We start from the raw sequence: 15,430 nt of genomic DNA, 5'->3' as shown, positions 1-15,430 counted from the left end.
GCTGTTGCAAGCGCCATAGCGCCAACTAGTATAGGTTGCATTGCGGGAGCTTGCCGAAGAGTGGTTCCGGGGCGCTGTTTCGATAGGAAGGCATGGTGGTTGCGGGCACTGGCCCGTCTCACGCTGTTGGCCGCCATGGTGCTGCCTGTCGCGGCGGTGCGGGCCCAGGAGCAGTCGCTGGACATCCCGTCGATGCGTTTCGCCGTCGTGCGCAGCAATGCGCCGGGCTGCGAGCCCAATTGCCCGGAATGGATCTCGGCGGAAGGCACGATCGAGGCGGGCACGCCGTCGCTGTTCAAGCGCACGCTCAAGGCGCTCAAAGGCCGGCAATTGCCGGTGGTCGTCAATTCCCCCGGCGGCAATGTCGATGCGGCGGTGACGCTTGGCCAGATGATCCGCAAGAACAAGCTCGACATCGCCGTCGGCACGACGGTGTTTTCCGGCTGCGAGCCGGAGATGAAGAATTGCAGGGATAACCAGGGCAAGGGCGCCGACTATTTCGGCATGGCCTATGACGACGGCGCCATGTGCAATTCCGCTTGCCCGCTGATGTTTTCCGGAGGTGTCCGCCGCGTGGTCGGGGAGTTTGCCTATCTCGGCGTCCACCAGGTCACCACCACCTACAAGCGCGAGAAGCTGCTGTACCGGACCACCTACCGGATCGTGAACGGCAAGAAGAAGATCATCAGCTCCAAAATCGTCAGCCGCAAGAACGCGGGCAGCTACAAAACCTACGAAATGAGCAAGGCGGTCGAGAAGAAGCTCTCGGCCTATTTGCAGGAGATGGGGATAGGCGAAGGCGTGTTCATAACGATGAAGAACACGCCGGCGAGCGAAATCCATCAGCTGGTTCTCGAAAACATGCTCCACATGAACCTCGTCACCTCCCTCGACACCGTCGAGCTTTTCACCGCCGCAACCATCTGCAACGCAAATCCGATGCCTACGAACTGCCGGGAGATACCGGCGGGCCGAGAGGCGACGCCGGCCAGCCTCCCGACCGCCCAGGCAAAACCCGCTCCCGCCGCTCCGCCCGAGGCCACGGCGCCGAGAGAGGCAGACATGCGCTTCGTGCTTGTCCGCGGCAGCAACCCGCTCTGCAATCCCGACTGTCCGGAATGGATCTCGGCGGAGGGCTCGATCACCGCGCAGACGCCGGAAAGACTGCGCCAGGCGCTCGATGCCATCGGAGGCCGCCGGCTGCCGATCGTGATCAACTCGCAAGGTGGCGATGTCGAGGGCGCGCTTGCCGCCGGCAGGCTGATCCGCGAACGCAAGCTCGACGTCGTCGTCGCCCACACGGATTTCGTGGATTGCGATCCTTCGGCGGAGTGTCTGGCCAAGGACGGCGTCCACACCGGCCTAACCATCGAATCCGAGGGCGAATGTGCTTCGGCCTGTCCGATCGTGGTTGCCGGTGGCATCAGGCGCCTCATCGGGCCGGCAGTGCGCCTCAGCGTGGGCTCCCTTGGCCTGCAGGAAAAGGTCAAGGCCTATCTCACGGAGATGGCGATCGGGCCTGGCCTGTTCGCCGCCATGCAGGCTTCCTCATCTCCACGGCAGCTCGATCAGGAGACAATGCTGAAATTCGGGCTGGCGACCGGGCGCCAGTCCGCCGACGAACTGACGGGCGCCGGCATATGCAGATCGGCTCCGAAGCCGGACAATTGCCGGATCGTGCCGTCGGCCAACGCCGAAGCCGACATGCCGGCCAAACTTTAGCGCCATGTGTTGAACTGGCCATCGAGGCAGGTTGAGATCGGCCGGATGTTTCCGCTACCGTCTGCGGAGATCGAGGACAGGTTACCGCCATGCGCAAAGATGTTCCGACACTCTACGAATGGGCCGGCGGCAGCGACGCCCTGAACCGGCTGACGCAGACCTTCTATGACAAGGTCGCAAAGGACCCGGTCGTCGGCCCGGTGTTCAAGACCATGTCGCCGGACCATCCCGTCCATGTTGCCGCCTTCATCGGCGAGGTGTTCGGCGGACCGAAGACCTATAGCGAGAAATTCGGCGGTCACCGCGAGATGGTCATGCATCATCTGGGCAAGCATTTGACGGAGGAGCAGCGCCGCCGCTGGATCAACCTGCTTGCCGATGCCGCCGATGCCGTCGGTCTGCCCGACGATCCCGAATTCCGCTCGGCCTTCATGGGCTATGTCGAATGGGGATCGCGGCTGGCCAAGATGAACTCCAATCTCGGCGAGACCTGCGATCCCGAGACTGAGCCCATGCCGGCCTGGGGCTGGGGCGTGCCTGGAGGACCGTACACGCCGCCGGAAACAAAGTAGCTTCCAGCCGCACCGGAGCGCAGGACTATGTCGGAAGACTTCAAGATCGTGCGCTGGCGCGAGTGGGACGGCCGCATCGAGCATCTTGAACTGCGCCAGCGGCCAAGGGGAGGTCCTGGCCGACTCCGTCGTCATTTGCTCCGGTGAAACCCCTTTCGCCGTCCGCTATCGCATAGAATGCGACGCCAACTGGCGCGCCAGGCGTGCCACGGTCGACATGGTCGGCAGCGGCCGGACCCTTGTCCTTGCCGCCGATGGCGAAGGCCATTGGCTCCGGGACGGCCTGCCGGTGCCTGAACTGGAGGGCGTGATCGACCCTGATCTCACCGTTACCCCGTTCACCAACACGCTGCCGATCCGCCGCTTGCGGCTTTCCTCCGGGCAAAGTGCCGAGATCATAACCGCCTTCATCGAATTCCCGGCGCTCACGGTCGTCAGCAACCCGCAGCGCTACACATGCCTCGAGGAGGGCAGGCGATATCTCTATGAATCGCGCGCCAGCGACTTCAGGCGCGAAGTCGAGATCGACCGCGACGGGCTGGTCGTCACCTATCCCGATTTCTGGCAAAGGGGATGAAGGCGCGTTTGCGTGCAAACCACTCTTTACAGACAGCGCGGAAGCTTTTAGGAAGCCCCTGCTGCGCCGAGGCGCGCGATACGGGCATAGCTCAGTTGGTAGAGCGGCGGTCTCCAAAACCGCAGGTCGTAGGTTCGAGCCCTGCTGCCCGTGCCATTTCCTCAAGGAAATCAGGCACTTAGAAATAGCCTTGCTAGGCTAGGAAGCCGAAACTACCCTTACACATCTCTTGCACAAACTTGCACGTGCTCAGGGAGTGTCTGGCAATGACGGAAAAGCACACAATTTTAGGCGGGAAGGTTCATGTCTATCGGCGCAACGACAGCCCGATATGGCACTGTTCGACCTATCTCAAAGGCAAAAATTGGCGAGTCAGCACCAAGGAAGAAAGCCTATCGAAGGCCAAAGACTGGGCTGAGGATTGGTATTTCGGCCTTAAGGACAAGGGCCGGCGCGGTGAGTTGGTGGGTGAGAAGACGTTCAAGGATGCCGCCGACCAATTTGTCGCGGAATATGAAGTCCTGACTGAAGGCGAACGGAACGCCCGCTGGGTACAGGATCATTATCGGCGCGTTCGCACCTATTTGGTGCCGTACTTCGGCAAAATGGGCCTCTCGACAATCAATGCCGGCACTGTGCAGGAGTACCGCATGTCCCGGCTGGCGCCGGAGGAGGGCAAGAAGCTCCCGTCGCGCAGCACGCTCCACCACGAAACCGTGACCCTGCGCCTTGTCCTGAAGACCGCCGTTCGGCACCGGTGGCTGTCACATCTGCCAGATATCTCCCAGCCCTACAAAAAGTCAGCGAAGGTCGTTCACCGCGCCTGGTTTACGCCAGAGGAGTACAAACAGCTGTACCAGGCGACGCGTGAGCATGCGCGAAAAACGCGGGAGGCCAGCCACAAGGCGAAGGAGGGCGAAAAGGCCCACCGGGTCTGGTTGGCCGAACAGCTACACGACAAGATCCTCTTTCTGACGAACACGGGCCTCCGGCCGGACGAGGCCAATTGGCTTGAGTATCGGGATGTAGAGGTCGTCAAGGACGCGGCGACGGGCCAAAAGATCCTGGAGATCCAGGTGCGCGGCAAGCGCGGGGTAGGGTACTGCAAAAGCACGTCCGGGGCCGTATTCCCCTTCCAGCGGATGGTGGCCCGGAACAAGCCGAAGGCCACAGACCGGCTGTTTCCGGTCGACCATAAAAAGCAGTTCAACGGCATCCTCGATAAGATCGGCCTCAAGCTCGACCGCGAGGGCAATCGGCGCACGCTGTATTCGCTCCGGCACAGCTACATCAGCTTTCGATTGCTTGAAGGCGCCGACATCTATCAGGTCGCCAAAAACTGCCGGACAAGCGTCGAAATGATCGAGAAGCACTATGCTGTGCACCTCAAGAACCGCCTCGATGCAGCTGCCATCAACGTGCGCAAGCCCAAGCCCACGAACCGGGCGAAGCCAGAGAGGGTTGAGCAGATTGAGAACTAAGTTCCGGGCTGACCTGGCCGGACAACCTTGAAGGATTGGCGCCAGTTTAGAGCCATGCAACAGCGCACTTACGCATCGCCCAATGTGTACGCATTGAGCTAGACGAGCGATGCGTTGCTCGGTTTTCTAACCGCTGGCGAAACGCCAATCGGAGAAAACCGGCAAGTGCGCCAGGGGCAAGCCCCTTGGAACCCCGCTGCGCACCTGGAGCTGCTTTTCATCTTGACTGTGCACCGCTACCCGACAAAGTGCGGATAGACAGGTGACCGGTGGCGATCTTCCATCTGCACGTCAAAAATATCAGTCGCGGTGACGGCCGTTCGGTTGTCGCTGCCGCCGCCTATCGGGCAGGCGAAACGCTGCCGAACGACGCCGAAGAACGCGAGAGCGCGTTTGGCGGCCGGCGCGACGTTGTCCATGCCGAGATCCGGATACCGGCTGGAGCTCCTGTCTGGATGGGTGACCGTGCCAAGCTTTGGAATGCCGTCGAAGCCGCCGAGAAGCGCAAGGACGCACGGCTTGCCAAGGAAATCGAGTTTGCGCTGCCGCGTGAAGTCGCTCCGGCGATTTGGCGCGAGCTGACCACTGCCATGGCCGATGCGTATACGCGTCAAGGTTATGTCGTGGATTTGGCGATTCACGAGGACGGCAGCAACAACAATCCGCATGCCCACATGCTGCTGACGACGCGTCGGATTACGGCGGGCGGTTTCGCCGAAAAGATCCGGGAGGCCGACGGGCTTCGCTTCGTGACCGATGCGCGTGCCAGGTGGGCCAAAATTGCCAACGCCAGCTTCGCCAGCGCCGGCCTCGATGCCCGCATTGATGCCCGCAGCCAAGCTTCCATGGGTTCGGCTCAGCGCGCAGGCCGGCACATGGGTGCCGATCGCCAGGCGCGGCGGTCACGCCGGGCGTACATCGACGTAGAACGCATAGCCACGGTCCGACAGGAGCTGAGAATGCCCAACCCGCTTGCCGAACTATATCCCCACCTATCCCTGAGACGCGACTGGCCGCCGGAAAGCCGCGAACCGGCGCCGGATATGAGTGAGCGCGAACGTAACGAATTCTGGCTCTATTGGCAGTCGCGGGATCACGAGCAGGGCGACCCTGTTGCCGAGCGCGATCGGCCTGTCCTGAATCCCGAAGGTGACTTGATCCCATCGCATGAACTGGAGGCGGCGCAGGACAGGATGATTGCCGAGGTCGAGCAGCCGGCCGAGCGTTATCCGCTGCCAAACGATCGGGAGCTTGCTGCCGAGACCGACAGGGCGTGGTGGGTGAGCACGCAGCATCATCGGCAGCCGGAAAGCGAACATGATGCGCCTGAACTGGATCGCGATGCCTGGTGGCGGAGCCGGTGATCGGCTCGGGAAGGCGTGCTACGCAACCTAGGAACGGAGTTCTCCGTGACTAATTTACCGTGTCTTTTGGAATGCGCTTGGCGGGCAGCGCGCCAGCCAGCATGTCGCCTCGCACGCGGGTCGCGGTATCGCTGGGTGGCAACCCTTCTCTATAGGTTCCCAGTTTCCGACGACGGTGCAGCATGTATGCATAGTAGGGTCGTTTGACCAAGTGAAACCAGAACCATCCTGGCCAATCTCTCCACGGGCGGCGCTTTGCTAGCGCAAGTTCGTAGTCTAACCTTCTCATCCAATACGGCCGCATAGTAGGAGTAGGACATTATTCCTATTCCCTGTCAAAGGAAATTGCGATGGCGAAGGAGCTCGATCCGGAAGCAGACATGCAGAAGCTGACCACGCGGATGGTTCAGCTCAACCGCCAGTTCGACGAGCTTTTTGAGCGTTGCTTTGAGCGGCCTGACCTCGCCTACGAGAAGTGGGTGAAGTCCGCCTTAAACGATGCGCATTCGTATGAGCTCCTGAAGAACCACCTCTTCTCGCTTGGCGAGATGCCCCGGGATGAGACAAGAAAGGAGAACGCCATAGACGCCAGCTTACGGCTCCCGGCCATATTTCAGGAATATCGTGGTGTTCGCGACCAGTTGGATGAGATGCGCACCGTTAACCCCGTGCATTTCGATGGCATGCAGCGCGAGATGCGAGCCGACCCGGATCCGTGGTGGGTCAAGCGAAAACCTGAATCGCCTGAGCCCGATGACCGAGAGCAAGAGAGAAACTTAAGCCGACAATGGCTGTGGGACCGCTAGGCCCGCAAAGATCAATCGGCTTTTTTGCGAGAAAGCGTTTTCAGGTGGCTACCGCCGTGGCTGCCAAATACCTGACGGCCAAGGGCCTGACTTCGTCGAAAAAGGGACCGGAGGTCATGCCGTTCCTCATGCTTTGCGATTTGCTGGTTGGGTGACACGATCACGGCAGGTTTGCCCCAGATACCAGGGCACGAGCTTGGCCTGGATCGGCCGGACGCCACGCGCAAAGACAAGGCCGGTTCGGGTCTGATCCGCGGCGGTGCCACTGAGCAGTTCCGTCACTTCGTCCGGCGTCAGAAGGGCACGGCCGGAATAGGCGATGCCGTGATTGACCGAGCCCGTTCCTGCCCCGTTGCCACTGAAGATCGGGCCGGTCGAGGCGCTATTGCTGGTCCCTGCTGTCCGGTAACCCCGCGTCTGGTCGCCGAGGAAGTCCGAGATCATCGATGCGGTAAAGTGCTCGTCCGTTCCGAAGAACGTTTTCACCGATGTGTTGAAGAACGTCTTCCACCCGGCTGGATAATGTTCTTCGAGGGTGGGGACGTCCTGAAGGAAGAACCAGAGGCGGACGCCGGCGCCGGCATGTGTTCGGATTGCGTCGCGGAAGCGCGGGAACGGGCCGAGGCTCAGGAATTCGTCCAGTACGAACAGGACGGGTATGTCGGGGATGGTTTCATTCTGGAGCATCGCCTCAAGGGCGGTGGTCAGCGTTATTTTCAGGAACGCGGCATACGCCGACATCTTGTGGAACGGGACGCTGATGTAGACGGTCGCCGGTTTATCCTTCAGCGAACGGAAATCGAATGAAGCCACCGAGGTGGCGCGATGGAGTCCCGGGTCGTCCCAAAGGGCGAACTCGGTATTGATGGTATCCCGCAGGTTCGGGATGGCTTTGCTGCGGTCCTTCCCAAGGACAATGTTGGCGGCGTTTGCAATCGCAGGATTGCGCGAGTCCCCCATGGTCTTGATGGCCTCGGTGAAAAGATCGAGAGGAGCGGCCGTAATACGCCGCACCTCGGCCATGTTGCGATGGCCCGGCGGCGCTGCCTCGGTGACGAACATGATGATGGCGGTCAGGACTGAGATGGCATCCTTGCGGAAGAAGTCCGGCGCGTGCGGATCCGGCGGCATGATCAGGTCGGCAAGCGCCTGGGCATCCGAAAATGATGCGATGCCGTCGAGTGGGTTGTAGGCGTCGGTTTCGGACTGAAAAGGTGAAAGACGATAGACCGGCCCGACGTTCTTCCGGCGCCAAGCAGCCGTTTGCGCGTAGAGCTCGCCCTTAGGGTCGAGCACAACGCACGAGCCCTTGTAGCGGACCAGGTTGGGGATGATCGTCGTCGTCGATTTGCCTGAACGTGTGGGCGCCACGGTGAGGAGGTGGCCTTCGCCATCCCAGTGAAGTTGACCGGCGACTGCCCGACCGAGGGCGGGGTCCTCGAAGACCCCTAGCAAAATGGAAGAGGGGCTATCGAACTTTGCGGTCGGGTGCAGCAAGCCCGCTTTTGAGAGCTCCGAGGCATCAGCCCAGCGCGCCGAACCATGCAGGGGAGGTGGGTTGGCAACCGCCTCATCGACGCGCCGTTTCTCCTCGCGCTGTTCGTTTTCCATTTGTTTGCGCGCCCGATGTTGGGCGAACATGTTGCCGATGGCGGTGGCAATCTTGAATCCGGTTGAAAAACCTTCTCCCGCACCCCCTTTGCGAGACGAGCCGAACGGCTCGACTCCCTTCAGGGGATCGAAATTCTTGAACCAATCTGGCATACCCCAGCCCCCGCGAGACTGGATGATGTAACACCAGGAAACATCTGGCAGAAACCCCTTTGGAAGGGGCGAGATGAATTTTTCTTGAGTGTTTGCAACGGATTTCCCGCGAAGAGAATGGCTGTAATGCGCTGGAGCGAAAGCTCATGGGCCAGCATGCGGAAGCAGCCTTTCTAATCAAGACAGCAGAACTGCTGTTTCAGGGGCCTCCGGAAGCGGAGGCAAGAAGCTAAAGAGGGGGATGAACATCCCCTTGCCTCTTGAGTAGGCGAACGCCTTTTCCCGTTTTTGTAGCTGTCCTTGTCTCCGGCCGCACCAGCCGAACGAGCCGGTGCGGGAGCGGGTCGTCATTTCCGGCCCAATCCTCGCTGCAACACGGGTCGCGAGCCGCATAATTCCGGAAGAGGACGAAGGACAAGACATGGATAACCAGCGCGCACTCGAACTGCTTCAGAACCAATCCCGGTCTTTGAAAAAAGCCATCGGCGATATCGAATATGAGATTAAAAACTGGCTGCCCCGGCTGGAGGCGGGCTCCAGTCCCAATCGCATCATTTCGTTCCTGCAGGACCGTTACGGCATTCAACGGGACCACATGTATCAACTCGGCAAGGTAGCAGGGCAGATCGAGGATTTAGAGCGCCGCGTCCAGCACCGGGAGGAACGAAAGCAGCCCCTTCCCGCGAACGGGGAGCGTGGTAACCCCGCCGAGAACCACCTGGATTGGCTTTCCAAAGTCGGAACGTTGGTTCATCGATCCGACGCAGTGCCGGAGCGCGCCGAAAACCACCTGGATTGGCTTGATACGGGCCGCTAGGAACCGGTTGAGGGCGCCGACGACCGCGGGTGGAGCGAGCGGGGCCGCGGTCGCGGGTAGCACTTGCGGGAACCGAAAGGCCGCCCCATCATCAATTCATGGCCAAGTTACACAGAGGGTCGATTTTCGGAATTCCTGAATTGACGCAGGAACAGCGCGAGAAAACACGCAAGGCACTGGAATTGCTCGAAAAGGAACTTATCCGGTGCCGGCAGCGCCTTGCCTACTGGACCCTGCGGAAGACGCAGGCGGAAACCATTCCCGGAATACCGGAAGAGCTGCGCCAGGGTGCGTTCTACTTTCATGCCCGAGCCCAAGAGCAAGTGAATTCCACGGAAAGGTGCGCGCCTATCTGATCGCGGAGCTGCAGGACCAGCCGGAGCACTTGCCCGCCTACCACTATGAACACTGACCGCTTGACCTCGGACCAGGGAAGGCCTGGTTGTTCCATTGACGACGGTTTCGGCCGTACTAATGTGCTAGTGCAACCGCAATCACAGGCTAGAAGTGATTCCTCGCGAGCAGATTCTTGCTAGGCTGTAGTGATGAACAACAATGCTAAGGGTTCGTGTCGGCCATCTTTAGCCCAGCGGAGCTCGCTGCGGCGAATATTCGCTGGCGCATCTTGGCCATCTCGTCGAGAACCACATGACCCAACGTGAAATCCGCGATGCTGTAGGCTTCGGCATAGCGACAGTAAGTCGCGCCGCAAGCGTATTGGCGAATGATGACTCGGTGATCAGAAGGGTCTACGTGCGCGACGAGGAAACAATTGTTGACGGGATTGAACGGTTGAGTAACCATTTCCAGGCAAGCCAAATAGGAATGCGAAACATCTTTCATTTCCATAGGTCTAGCTGACAGCAACCCATCGCGATGTCAGCTTGACAGCAAACATCGCGTATTATTACGAGGAACGCGATGAAACGCACCGCCACAAACGAGGCAAAGCGCAAAAAGCTAAGCCCGACAAACGTTAGTAAAAGCCGGCCTTCTGACGACCTGGACCCGATGATGCAGGATATCATAGCGTTCTACGGCTACTATGGCGTGCCGATGAACGGAAACCGTACTGTGCTGGTTGATTTTTCTCTCATACCTCGCGAATCGTGATAAGCGCTGCCCCCTTTGGGGGCAGTATTTGTAAGGGCATCAGTGCTGACCGTTTACTTGTCCGACTTCGCGATCCGGACTGGTTCGTAACAACGTTCAAGCAGCTTGCCGAACGCGAGTGTGCCGATGCGGGGTTCTTTTGTTCAATTGAAGATAAATTTCTGAGGGAGGCGCATGCCGTCTAGCTTAGGCGCTGCCTCAACAACGAGACTCGCGTTGCACCACCAGAACCTTATTTCCACTACCGTATTGTTGGATGGCTTTGCTGGTCTATTATAAGTGAAGATTACCACATTGAGCTCTCGCAAATCCGGCACAGCGACAGCGAGAGGACGAAAATGTTGCGGACATATCCTACAATCTACCTTGCATTGACGGTTTGCTCGGTCTTCGTGGTCACTATTCACCACGAGTTGAAGGGCATGGAACCTCCCGTGCCACCGCCTCACTCTCGAACTCTGTGGAGTGCCTGCGAGAACCTTCAAGAGGATCCGAGCCAAGCCGTCCACTTCATGCAGATTCTGTGTGGCGACGATCGAGATCCAGCCCCGTTCCTCTAATCTCCTAACCCTTCCAGCCGCGATGCCGTAAATCGCCTGCCGGCCCGCGGCGCAAGGCGGCACCTGCTGGACTGGCTGTGTGCACAACATGTCGTTGCCAGTGGGCCAAATGGGGGTCAGCTACGCTGGCTGGTATCGACGGAAGCGGTAGTCGCCTCTTGATATGCGAAAGGCCTTGGCGATGGCCTTGTTGATGTCGTCGAGGTTGCAGCGTTCCGGGTGGAATTTGCGGCCGGCCCAGCGATGCATGGCTTTGTGTTCCTCGTGGTCGGAGTCGAGCCAGGCTTCGAGGAACCCGGCATATCCTGAGGGCCCACCGACATCCTCAGGCGGTCCAGACCGCGCAGCGGCGATGCAACGGGGATATTTGACACCTTCCTGGCGCGGGACACGCACCAAGCGGAGCAGATGACGCCAACAATCGCCAAAATCGTACTCGTAGAGGATCGTGACGGGGCTCTCATCAGGATCGTAGGGGAAGACGAAGTCAAGCATCCGGACTTCGGTGGCCTCGAAAGTCCGGTTGTCGAAGAGACCGTCTTCGTCGAACTCCGGTGCGCCGTAGATGATGCCGCCTATGTTGAACTGGTGCAGATGGCTGTCGGTCCAGCCAAAGGCGGCCTGGAGCACCTCGTGGAGCTGCGCGAGGTTGAGCGACATTGGCAGTTCGAGGGTGCGGCTTACCTTGGGCTCGATCCCCACAATGTAGGCCTGTGCACGCACGATGAAGCTGTCGGGGGCGAAGGGATCAAGCATGCGATCGATATGCCGAGGGGAATTGTCATGGTCAACGGGGTGTTGGCGATAAAAGCCTTTACGCAGCAGCCATCGGAGATGACGCCCGTGCAGGCTTTGATGCCCTCCAGACCTCAGCGGGTTCTCGCACGCGAATGGATGTGCCGGTTGAGACTTTTTGGCGCGGACCCGCAGGTGCCTGTCGCCTCGACGAGAGCGCTGTCGTTCAGGTGGAGCGGCAATTTTCGGCAATGAGGTGACGTTCCCAGACAAGAAACGGGGCCTGTCTAAGCATAAGCTTTGAATTCGCTTGAACACAGCGTTGTGGTGCGTGATTGTCGGAAGCCGCCCAGCGACGCGAGAAACCTATGAAGCGTGTGGAAAAGGCACGACCTTTCGTGCCGACCGAAGTTCATGTCGGCACGGTCACGGACGAGAAAGGCACCCTTGGCATTCTCTCGATCCGGACGACGGAAGGCCTCCTAGACATCGCGCTGGACCGGCAAGCCGCCGACATTATCATGAAGGCGGTCGGCAAGATCCGGGCAAAACTGGACCCTACGGAAAGCTGAATTCTCTACTCGCCTCGGCCGGACAGAAACGTCCTTGGAACACCGGGTTAATCCAACGGTGGGCGGGCCTAACTTGCGATATCGTCATGACGGCCGGATGCCGGCCATACTTGCCTATCGCCAAGCATCAAGCGGTAGCCATCGACCAAGCAGCCCAAGACCGCCAATGCCTCGGCCGTCGAATAGAAAGTGACAAGAGTTACGGCGCGACCACCGTCCAGGCGCTCGAGGCGGTAGGCGTCACTTTGCGCTTGCTGTTGGTCCACCAACGATGAAGTGCTCCCCCAGGAAAAGCACGTTTAGCCGTCTTTCATGACACTTCCGTTAGAGGGACCGAGCAGGCATGCTCTCCTACTGGACGCAAACCTGGCGCGTCACTTCGCAAGGCCGCCGGTTGCGCTGATAGCACTCGGAAAGTGCCATTTCTTCGGCGTCCTCGATCGTCGCTTCCAACTGCAGTTCATAGCGCGACCGCTTCGTCGCCGGAATGACCCGCGCCACGGCCGCACAGGTGTTGCGGAACACCTGTTTCACCTCGCATTGGCTTCCGCCGCTGAATTGGCGGCATTCGGCCAGAGCCGCGTCAGTCGCAGCCTCCAGGGTCGCGAAGCTCCGGTTCGTCAGAATGACGATGCCGTTTCCAGCGGCGGCAAATGCGCCGTAACCGCCTTGCGCCGTGGCCGGCGCTTCGCGGACGGGCGGCACGGCGGATTGCTCCTGGCTTGCGGGTTCGCCGTTGGCGAGACTGGCGATCTGGTCCTTGAAGGTTTGGATTTGCTTGTCGAGGTCGACCCGGGCCGTGTCCCGGCCGGCGATCTGCCCCTTCAACTCGAGGTTCATCTGCCGAAGCTCGTCATTTCGCCGGACCATCTCGTCCCGATCGGCGGTCATCGTGGACAGCTGTTCGGTAAGGGAGGCGATCTGATGCTGCATGTCGGCTTGGGAAGCCGCCGGCAGTGCAAGACGCGCCGTCAGCGCCGAGCGGTCGGCGTTGGCCGCATCGAGCTTCAGGAGCAGATCCTGCACTTGCCTGTGGGCGTGGTCGCGCTCGGCGAGCGCGGTGGAGAGGCTCACGTTGCCGGTGGACGTCTGCTGGGCGAGGGCCGTGCGATCGTTGGCAAGGCGCGCTTCCGCGGCCTTCACTGCCAGCTCTCGAGCCTCAAGCTGCCCAACACGCGCCGTGTATTCGGGGTCACCGAACCACGCTTCCTTGGTGTCGGCCACCCAGTTCCAGGAGGACGACAGCGCCTCGCCTGCTGACGCCTTGGCGTCATTGAGCCGGCGATCAAGGCCGTAGAAGCTCACAATGGCAGGCGCCACCACCGCCAAGACGAGGCAAATTGCGCCCAAGGTCGCCAGCCGCCGGACATTAGCCTTTGCGCGAAAGGCCGCGAGGCCGCGCCGCGTCCTGCGTCCAAGGCCATAAGCCAGGGAGGCAAGCTGCGCACGCAGAGCGGACGGCGCTACGTCGCTGGATCCCGGGCCGGCAAGGCCAAGGCCCTTTGTCCCCTCGACGGCCACAAGGGAAGCCTGGGCAACGGCCGCCTTGGCGGCTTCGTGCGAAATCGCATGCGCGTCGAGGGCTTTCAGGCGCGCTTCTAGGGGCGGGTGCGTCGCGAAGAATTTCCCGAAACCTGCTCCGCGGAACATCAGGTAGCCATATTGCCGCTCTTCGGCGGTCGGCTTGTCCGCCACGCCATAAACGCGCTTGAGGGCGCGGGCCATGGCATCGGGAGACGTTACATGCGCTCCGACCGCGTCGGCGTGAAACTCGCGGTTACGCGAAATACCTTTGGCGACGAGCTCGGAGGCAACGAAGACCGTTTTCCGGACAACCAGCCCGCTAACCCAGGCCAGATGCGCGTCCTGGCGAGCTTTAGCGCGGCTCTTCTTGCCGCGCACTGCCACTGTGACGGCGACCCGCGTCAGGATGTTCACCACGGTGACCAGCATGCGCTGAAAGCCTTCCGCGAACTGCATCCGCGCCACGTCGTTGTGCAGGATGTGGCCGAGTTCGTGCCCGATGATGGCATTCAGTTCGTCTTTTTCGAACCCGAAGAGCGGCTTGCCGATCACGACCATGGACGATTTCTGGTTCGCTCCCATGGCAAAGGCGTTCATAACGTTGGTAATACCCACAGCCGGCTTGGGCAGGTTGAGCTGTTCGGCGAGGTCGTGCACACGCTCCGCTAGCCAGTGAGTGTCTTCCACCGGCATCACCCCGAAACTGGTGCTGACGTCCCCAGAGGCCCGCGCGATGTAGCGGCCGCCGAACATCAGGCCAAGAGCAGAGAGGACCAAGCCGACCAGAACTGACCGGTCGGCATAATAGGTTCGCATGAAGTAGTCGAAGGGTGCCCATTCCCTGTAACCGAGCATCAGGGCAACCCAGGTTACAGCGCAGCACGTGAGGATAAGCACCCCAGACAGCTGGAGTGCTGTCGGCATCCAGGAACGGTTGCGTGGCGTCAGATGCTGTTCGGCTCCGGTGGCGCGAGCCGAAAATCCAAGAAACGCACTGAACTGAGGGGCGTGGCGCAACGCGAGAAGCCGGCCAATCCGGATGGCGGTGCGGAACTGGTAAAAGACCAGCACCCCATCCGCCACCCACACGGTCCAAGAGTACATGGGATAGGGCCAGGGGACTAAGGCCCAGGCCAAGGAGAGCGCGGTCGGTTGATAGATGTTGATGGCGAGCCAGCCGAACCGCAGCGCCGTCACAACGAGCACTGTTTTGATGAGCGGACGCAACCGCGTCTCTGACCCGAATATCGCCGTAGCGAGCGTCATGTGCCTGGCCCTCCGTCCATCGTGCCAACGCGGGTCTTGCAGGTCTCGCTCTCGGTGTAGGAGACGAGCCTGGTTTTGAACGGCTGGGCGCCGCGCGCATAGTTGATGCTCCAACGCCAGCCGTTGCGTTGCCAGCCTGACAGCAGCTCCATGATTTCGTCCGGGGTCCGGCCGTAGAGGTCTTCGACCCGCCGCCGTGCTGAGCGGGCCCTCAAATGCCTCCCGCCCGACAGGCCCCATTTGCCCCATTGTAGCGCAAGCGCGACGCCGCGATCCCGGTCGCCAAACAGATCAAATTTATCGGCCATATCCCACCCCGCCCGACCGGTGAGACAGTAGCAACAGCTAAGGCGAATACAATGGGATTTTGAGAAATTGGTTGAGCAAACCTGATACCGAAGACTCGGGCTCATGGTTATTAGCTCAAGCTAAATAAGATCCTGGGGCTATGCTTGCTCAAAGGGTGTCTGCGGAGGGAATGTTGAACACATTCCGGTTTTTAGCGGGATCAGCAGAACTGTTTCCCAAAGGACTTCGGAAGCGGAGGCAAAAACAAA

The 15,430-nt window shown here is 60.3% G+C and carries 15 protein-coding genes and 1 tRNA gene; 11 read left to right on the top strand and 5 right to left on the bottom strand.

Annotation, left to right across the window (positions count from 1 at the left end):
- Window positions 1-60: 60 nt before the first annotated feature.
- The 7 genes from AC0V8S_RS24740 (at window position 61) to AC0V8S_RS24710 (ending at window position 6,522) form a co-directional block, all read left to right on the top strand.
- Complete coding sequence (locus AC0V8S_RS24740; protein WP_183458881.1) at window positions 61-1,722, top strand: COG3904 family protein; 1,662 nt, start codon at window positions 61-63, stop codon at window positions 1,720-1,722.
- Window positions 1,723-1,811: 89 nt separating this feature from the next.
- Window positions 1,812-2,294, top strand: coding sequence for a group II truncated hemoglobin (locus AC0V8S_RS24735; RefSeq protein WP_183458882.1), 483 nt, complete (start codon window positions 1,812-1,814; stop codon window positions 2,292-2,294).
- A gap of 85 nt (window positions 2,295-2,379) precedes the next feature.
- Window positions 2,380-2,871, top strand: coding sequence for a putative glycolipid-binding domain-containing protein (locus AC0V8S_RS24730; RefSeq protein ID WP_475433993.1), 492 nt, complete (start codon window positions 2,380-2,382; stop codon window positions 2,869-2,871).
- 80 nt (window positions 2,872-2,951) lie between these two features.
- Window positions 2,952-3,027 (top strand) — tRNA-Trp (locus tag AC0V8S_RS24725).
- Window positions 3,028-3,137: 110 nt separating this feature from the next.
- Window positions 3,138-4,352, top strand: coding sequence for a site-specific integrase (locus AC0V8S_RS24720; protein WP_475433991.1), 1,215 nt, complete (start codon window positions 3,138-3,140; stop codon window positions 4,350-4,352).
- A 269-nt stretch (window positions 4,353-4,621) separates the two neighbouring features.
- Window positions 4,622-5,716: a MobA/MobL family protein gene (locus AC0V8S_RS24715; RefSeq protein WP_475433989.1), complete on the top strand. Its 1,095-nt coding sequence runs from the start codon at window positions 4,622-4,624 to the stop codon at window positions 5,714-5,716.
- A gap of 350 nt (window positions 5,717-6,066) precedes the next feature.
- Entirely contained in the window at window positions 6,067-6,522 is a 456-nt protein-coding gene (locus AC0V8S_RS24710) for a hypothetical protein (protein WP_475433988.1), read from the top strand.
- A 126-nt stretch (window positions 6,523-6,648) separates the two neighbouring features.
- Here the strand turns inward: AC0V8S_RS24710 and AC0V8S_RS24705 are convergent, their stop codons facing one another.
- The gene (locus AC0V8S_RS24705) at window positions 6,649-8,286 is read right to left on the bottom strand and encodes a type IV secretory system conjugative DNA transfer family protein (protein ID WP_475433986.1); all 1,638 of its coding nucleotides are present in this window, start codon (window positions 8,284-8,286) and stop codon (window positions 6,649-6,651) included.
- Window positions 8,287-8,707: 421 nt separating this feature from the next.
- Between AC0V8S_RS24705 and AC0V8S_RS24700 the strand changes: the two genes are divergently transcribed.
- Both AC0V8S_RS24700 and AC0V8S_RS24695 read left to right on the top strand, forming a co-directional pair.
- Window positions 8,708-9,103: a hypothetical protein gene (locus AC0V8S_RS24700; protein ID WP_475433984.1), complete on the top strand. Its 396-nt coding sequence runs from the start codon at window positions 8,708-8,710 to the stop codon at window positions 9,101-9,103.
- 140 nt (window positions 9,104-9,243) lie between these two features.
- Complete coding sequence (locus tag AC0V8S_RS24695; protein ID WP_475433982.1) at window positions 9,244-9,459, top strand: hypothetical protein; 216 nt, start codon at window positions 9,244-9,246, stop codon at window positions 9,457-9,459.
- A 202-nt stretch (window positions 9,460-9,661) separates the two neighbouring features.
- On the opposite strand, the gene AC0V8S_RS24690 is transcribed toward AC0V8S_RS24695, so the two are convergent.
- Complete coding sequence (locus AC0V8S_RS24690) at window positions 9,662-9,946, bottom strand: hypothetical protein (protein WP_475433980.1); 285 nt, start codon at window positions 9,944-9,946, stop codon at window positions 9,662-9,664.
- A 78-nt stretch (window positions 9,947-10,024) separates the two neighbouring features.
- Between AC0V8S_RS24690 and AC0V8S_RS24685 the strand changes: the two genes are divergently transcribed.
- Window positions 10,025-10,216, top strand: coding sequence for a hypothetical protein (locus AC0V8S_RS24685; protein WP_475433979.1), 192 nt, complete (start codon window positions 10,025-10,027; stop codon window positions 10,214-10,216).
- 680 nt (window positions 10,217-10,896) lie between these two features.
- On the opposite strand, the gene AC0V8S_RS24680 is transcribed toward AC0V8S_RS24685, so the two are convergent.
- Window positions 10,897-11,532 (bottom strand): plasmid pRiA4b ORF-3 family protein, encoded by a 636-nt coding sequence (locus AC0V8S_RS24680; RefSeq protein ID WP_475433977.1) that lies wholly within the window; start codon window positions 11,530-11,532, stop codon window positions 10,897-10,899.
- A gap of 347 nt (window positions 11,533-11,879) precedes the next feature.
- On the opposite strand from AC0V8S_RS24680, the gene AC0V8S_RS24675 reads away from it, so the two are divergent.
- On the top strand, window positions 11,880-12,083 hold the full coding sequence (locus AC0V8S_RS24675; protein WP_475433975.1) for a hypothetical protein: 204 nt from the start codon (window positions 11,880-11,882) through the stop codon (window positions 12,081-12,083).
- 351 nt (window positions 12,084-12,434) lie between these two features.
- Here the strand turns inward: AC0V8S_RS24675 and AC0V8S_RS24670 are convergent, their stop codons facing one another.
- Complete coding sequence (locus AC0V8S_RS24670; RefSeq protein ID WP_475433973.1) at window positions 12,435-14,873, bottom strand: M48 family metalloprotease; 2,439 nt, start codon at window positions 14,871-14,873, stop codon at window positions 12,435-12,437.
- Window positions 14,870-15,181 carry a hypothetical protein gene (locus tag AC0V8S_RS24665; RefSeq protein WP_475433971.1) on the bottom strand — a complete coding sequence of 104 codons (312 nt, stop codon included), beginning with the start codon at window positions 15,179-15,181 and terminating at the stop codon, window positions 14,870-14,872. The genes AC0V8S_RS24670 and AC0V8S_RS24665 overlap by 4 nt, the downstream gene beginning before the upstream one ends.
- Window positions 15,182-15,430 lie beyond the last annotated feature (249 nt).

Source organism: Mesorhizobium oxytropidicola, assembly GCF_056174625.1.
The sequence above is the reverse complement of the archived record's forward strand: the minus strand, read 5'-3'. Positions and strand labels throughout refer to the sequence as shown.

Bases quoted from the DNA above. Each gene is read 5' to 3' on its own strand.
- AC0V8S_RS24720 (WP_475433991.1), top strand. From the start codon at position 3,138: ATGACGGAAAAGCACACAATTTTAGGCGGGAAGGTTCATGTCTATCGG.
- AC0V8S_RS24685 (WP_475433979.1), top strand. From the start codon at position 10,025: ATGAAACGCACCGCCACAAACGAGGCAAAGCGCAAAAAGCTAAGCCCG.
- AC0V8S_RS24675 (WP_475433975.1), top strand. From the start codon at position 11,880: ATGAAGCGTGTGGAAAAGGCACGACCTTTCGTGCCGACCGAAGTTCAT.
- AC0V8S_RS24710 (WP_475433988.1), top strand. From the start codon at position 6,067: ATGGCGAAGGAGCTCGATCCGGAAGCAGACATGCAGAAGCTGACCACG.
- AC0V8S_RS24705 (WP_475433986.1), bottom strand. From the start codon at position 8,286: ATGCCAGATTGGTTCAAGAATTTCGATCCCCTGAAGGGAGTCGAGCCG.
- AC0V8S_RS24665 (WP_475433971.1), bottom strand. From the start codon at position 15,181: ATGGCCGATAAATTTGATCTGTTTGGCGACCGGGATCGCGGCGTCGCG.
- AC0V8S_RS24670 (WP_475433973.1), bottom strand. From the start codon at position 14,873: ATGACGCTCGCTACGGCGATATTCGGGTCAGAGACGCGGTTGCGTCCG.
- AC0V8S_RS24690 (WP_475433980.1), bottom strand. From the start codon at position 9,946: ATGAAAGATGTTTCGCATTCCTATTTGGCTTGCCTGGAAATGGTTACT.
- AC0V8S_RS24680 (WP_475433977.1), bottom strand. From the start codon at position 11,532: ATGCTTGATCCCTTCGCCCCCGACAGCTTCATCGTGCGTGCACAGGCC.
- AC0V8S_RS24735 (WP_183458882.1), top strand. From the start codon at position 1,812: ATGCGCAAAGATGTTCCGACACTCTACGAATGGGCCGGCGGCAGCGAC.
- AC0V8S_RS24700 (WP_475433984.1), top strand. From the start codon at position 8,708: ATGGATAACCAGCGCGCACTCGAACTGCTTCAGAACCAATCCCGGTCT.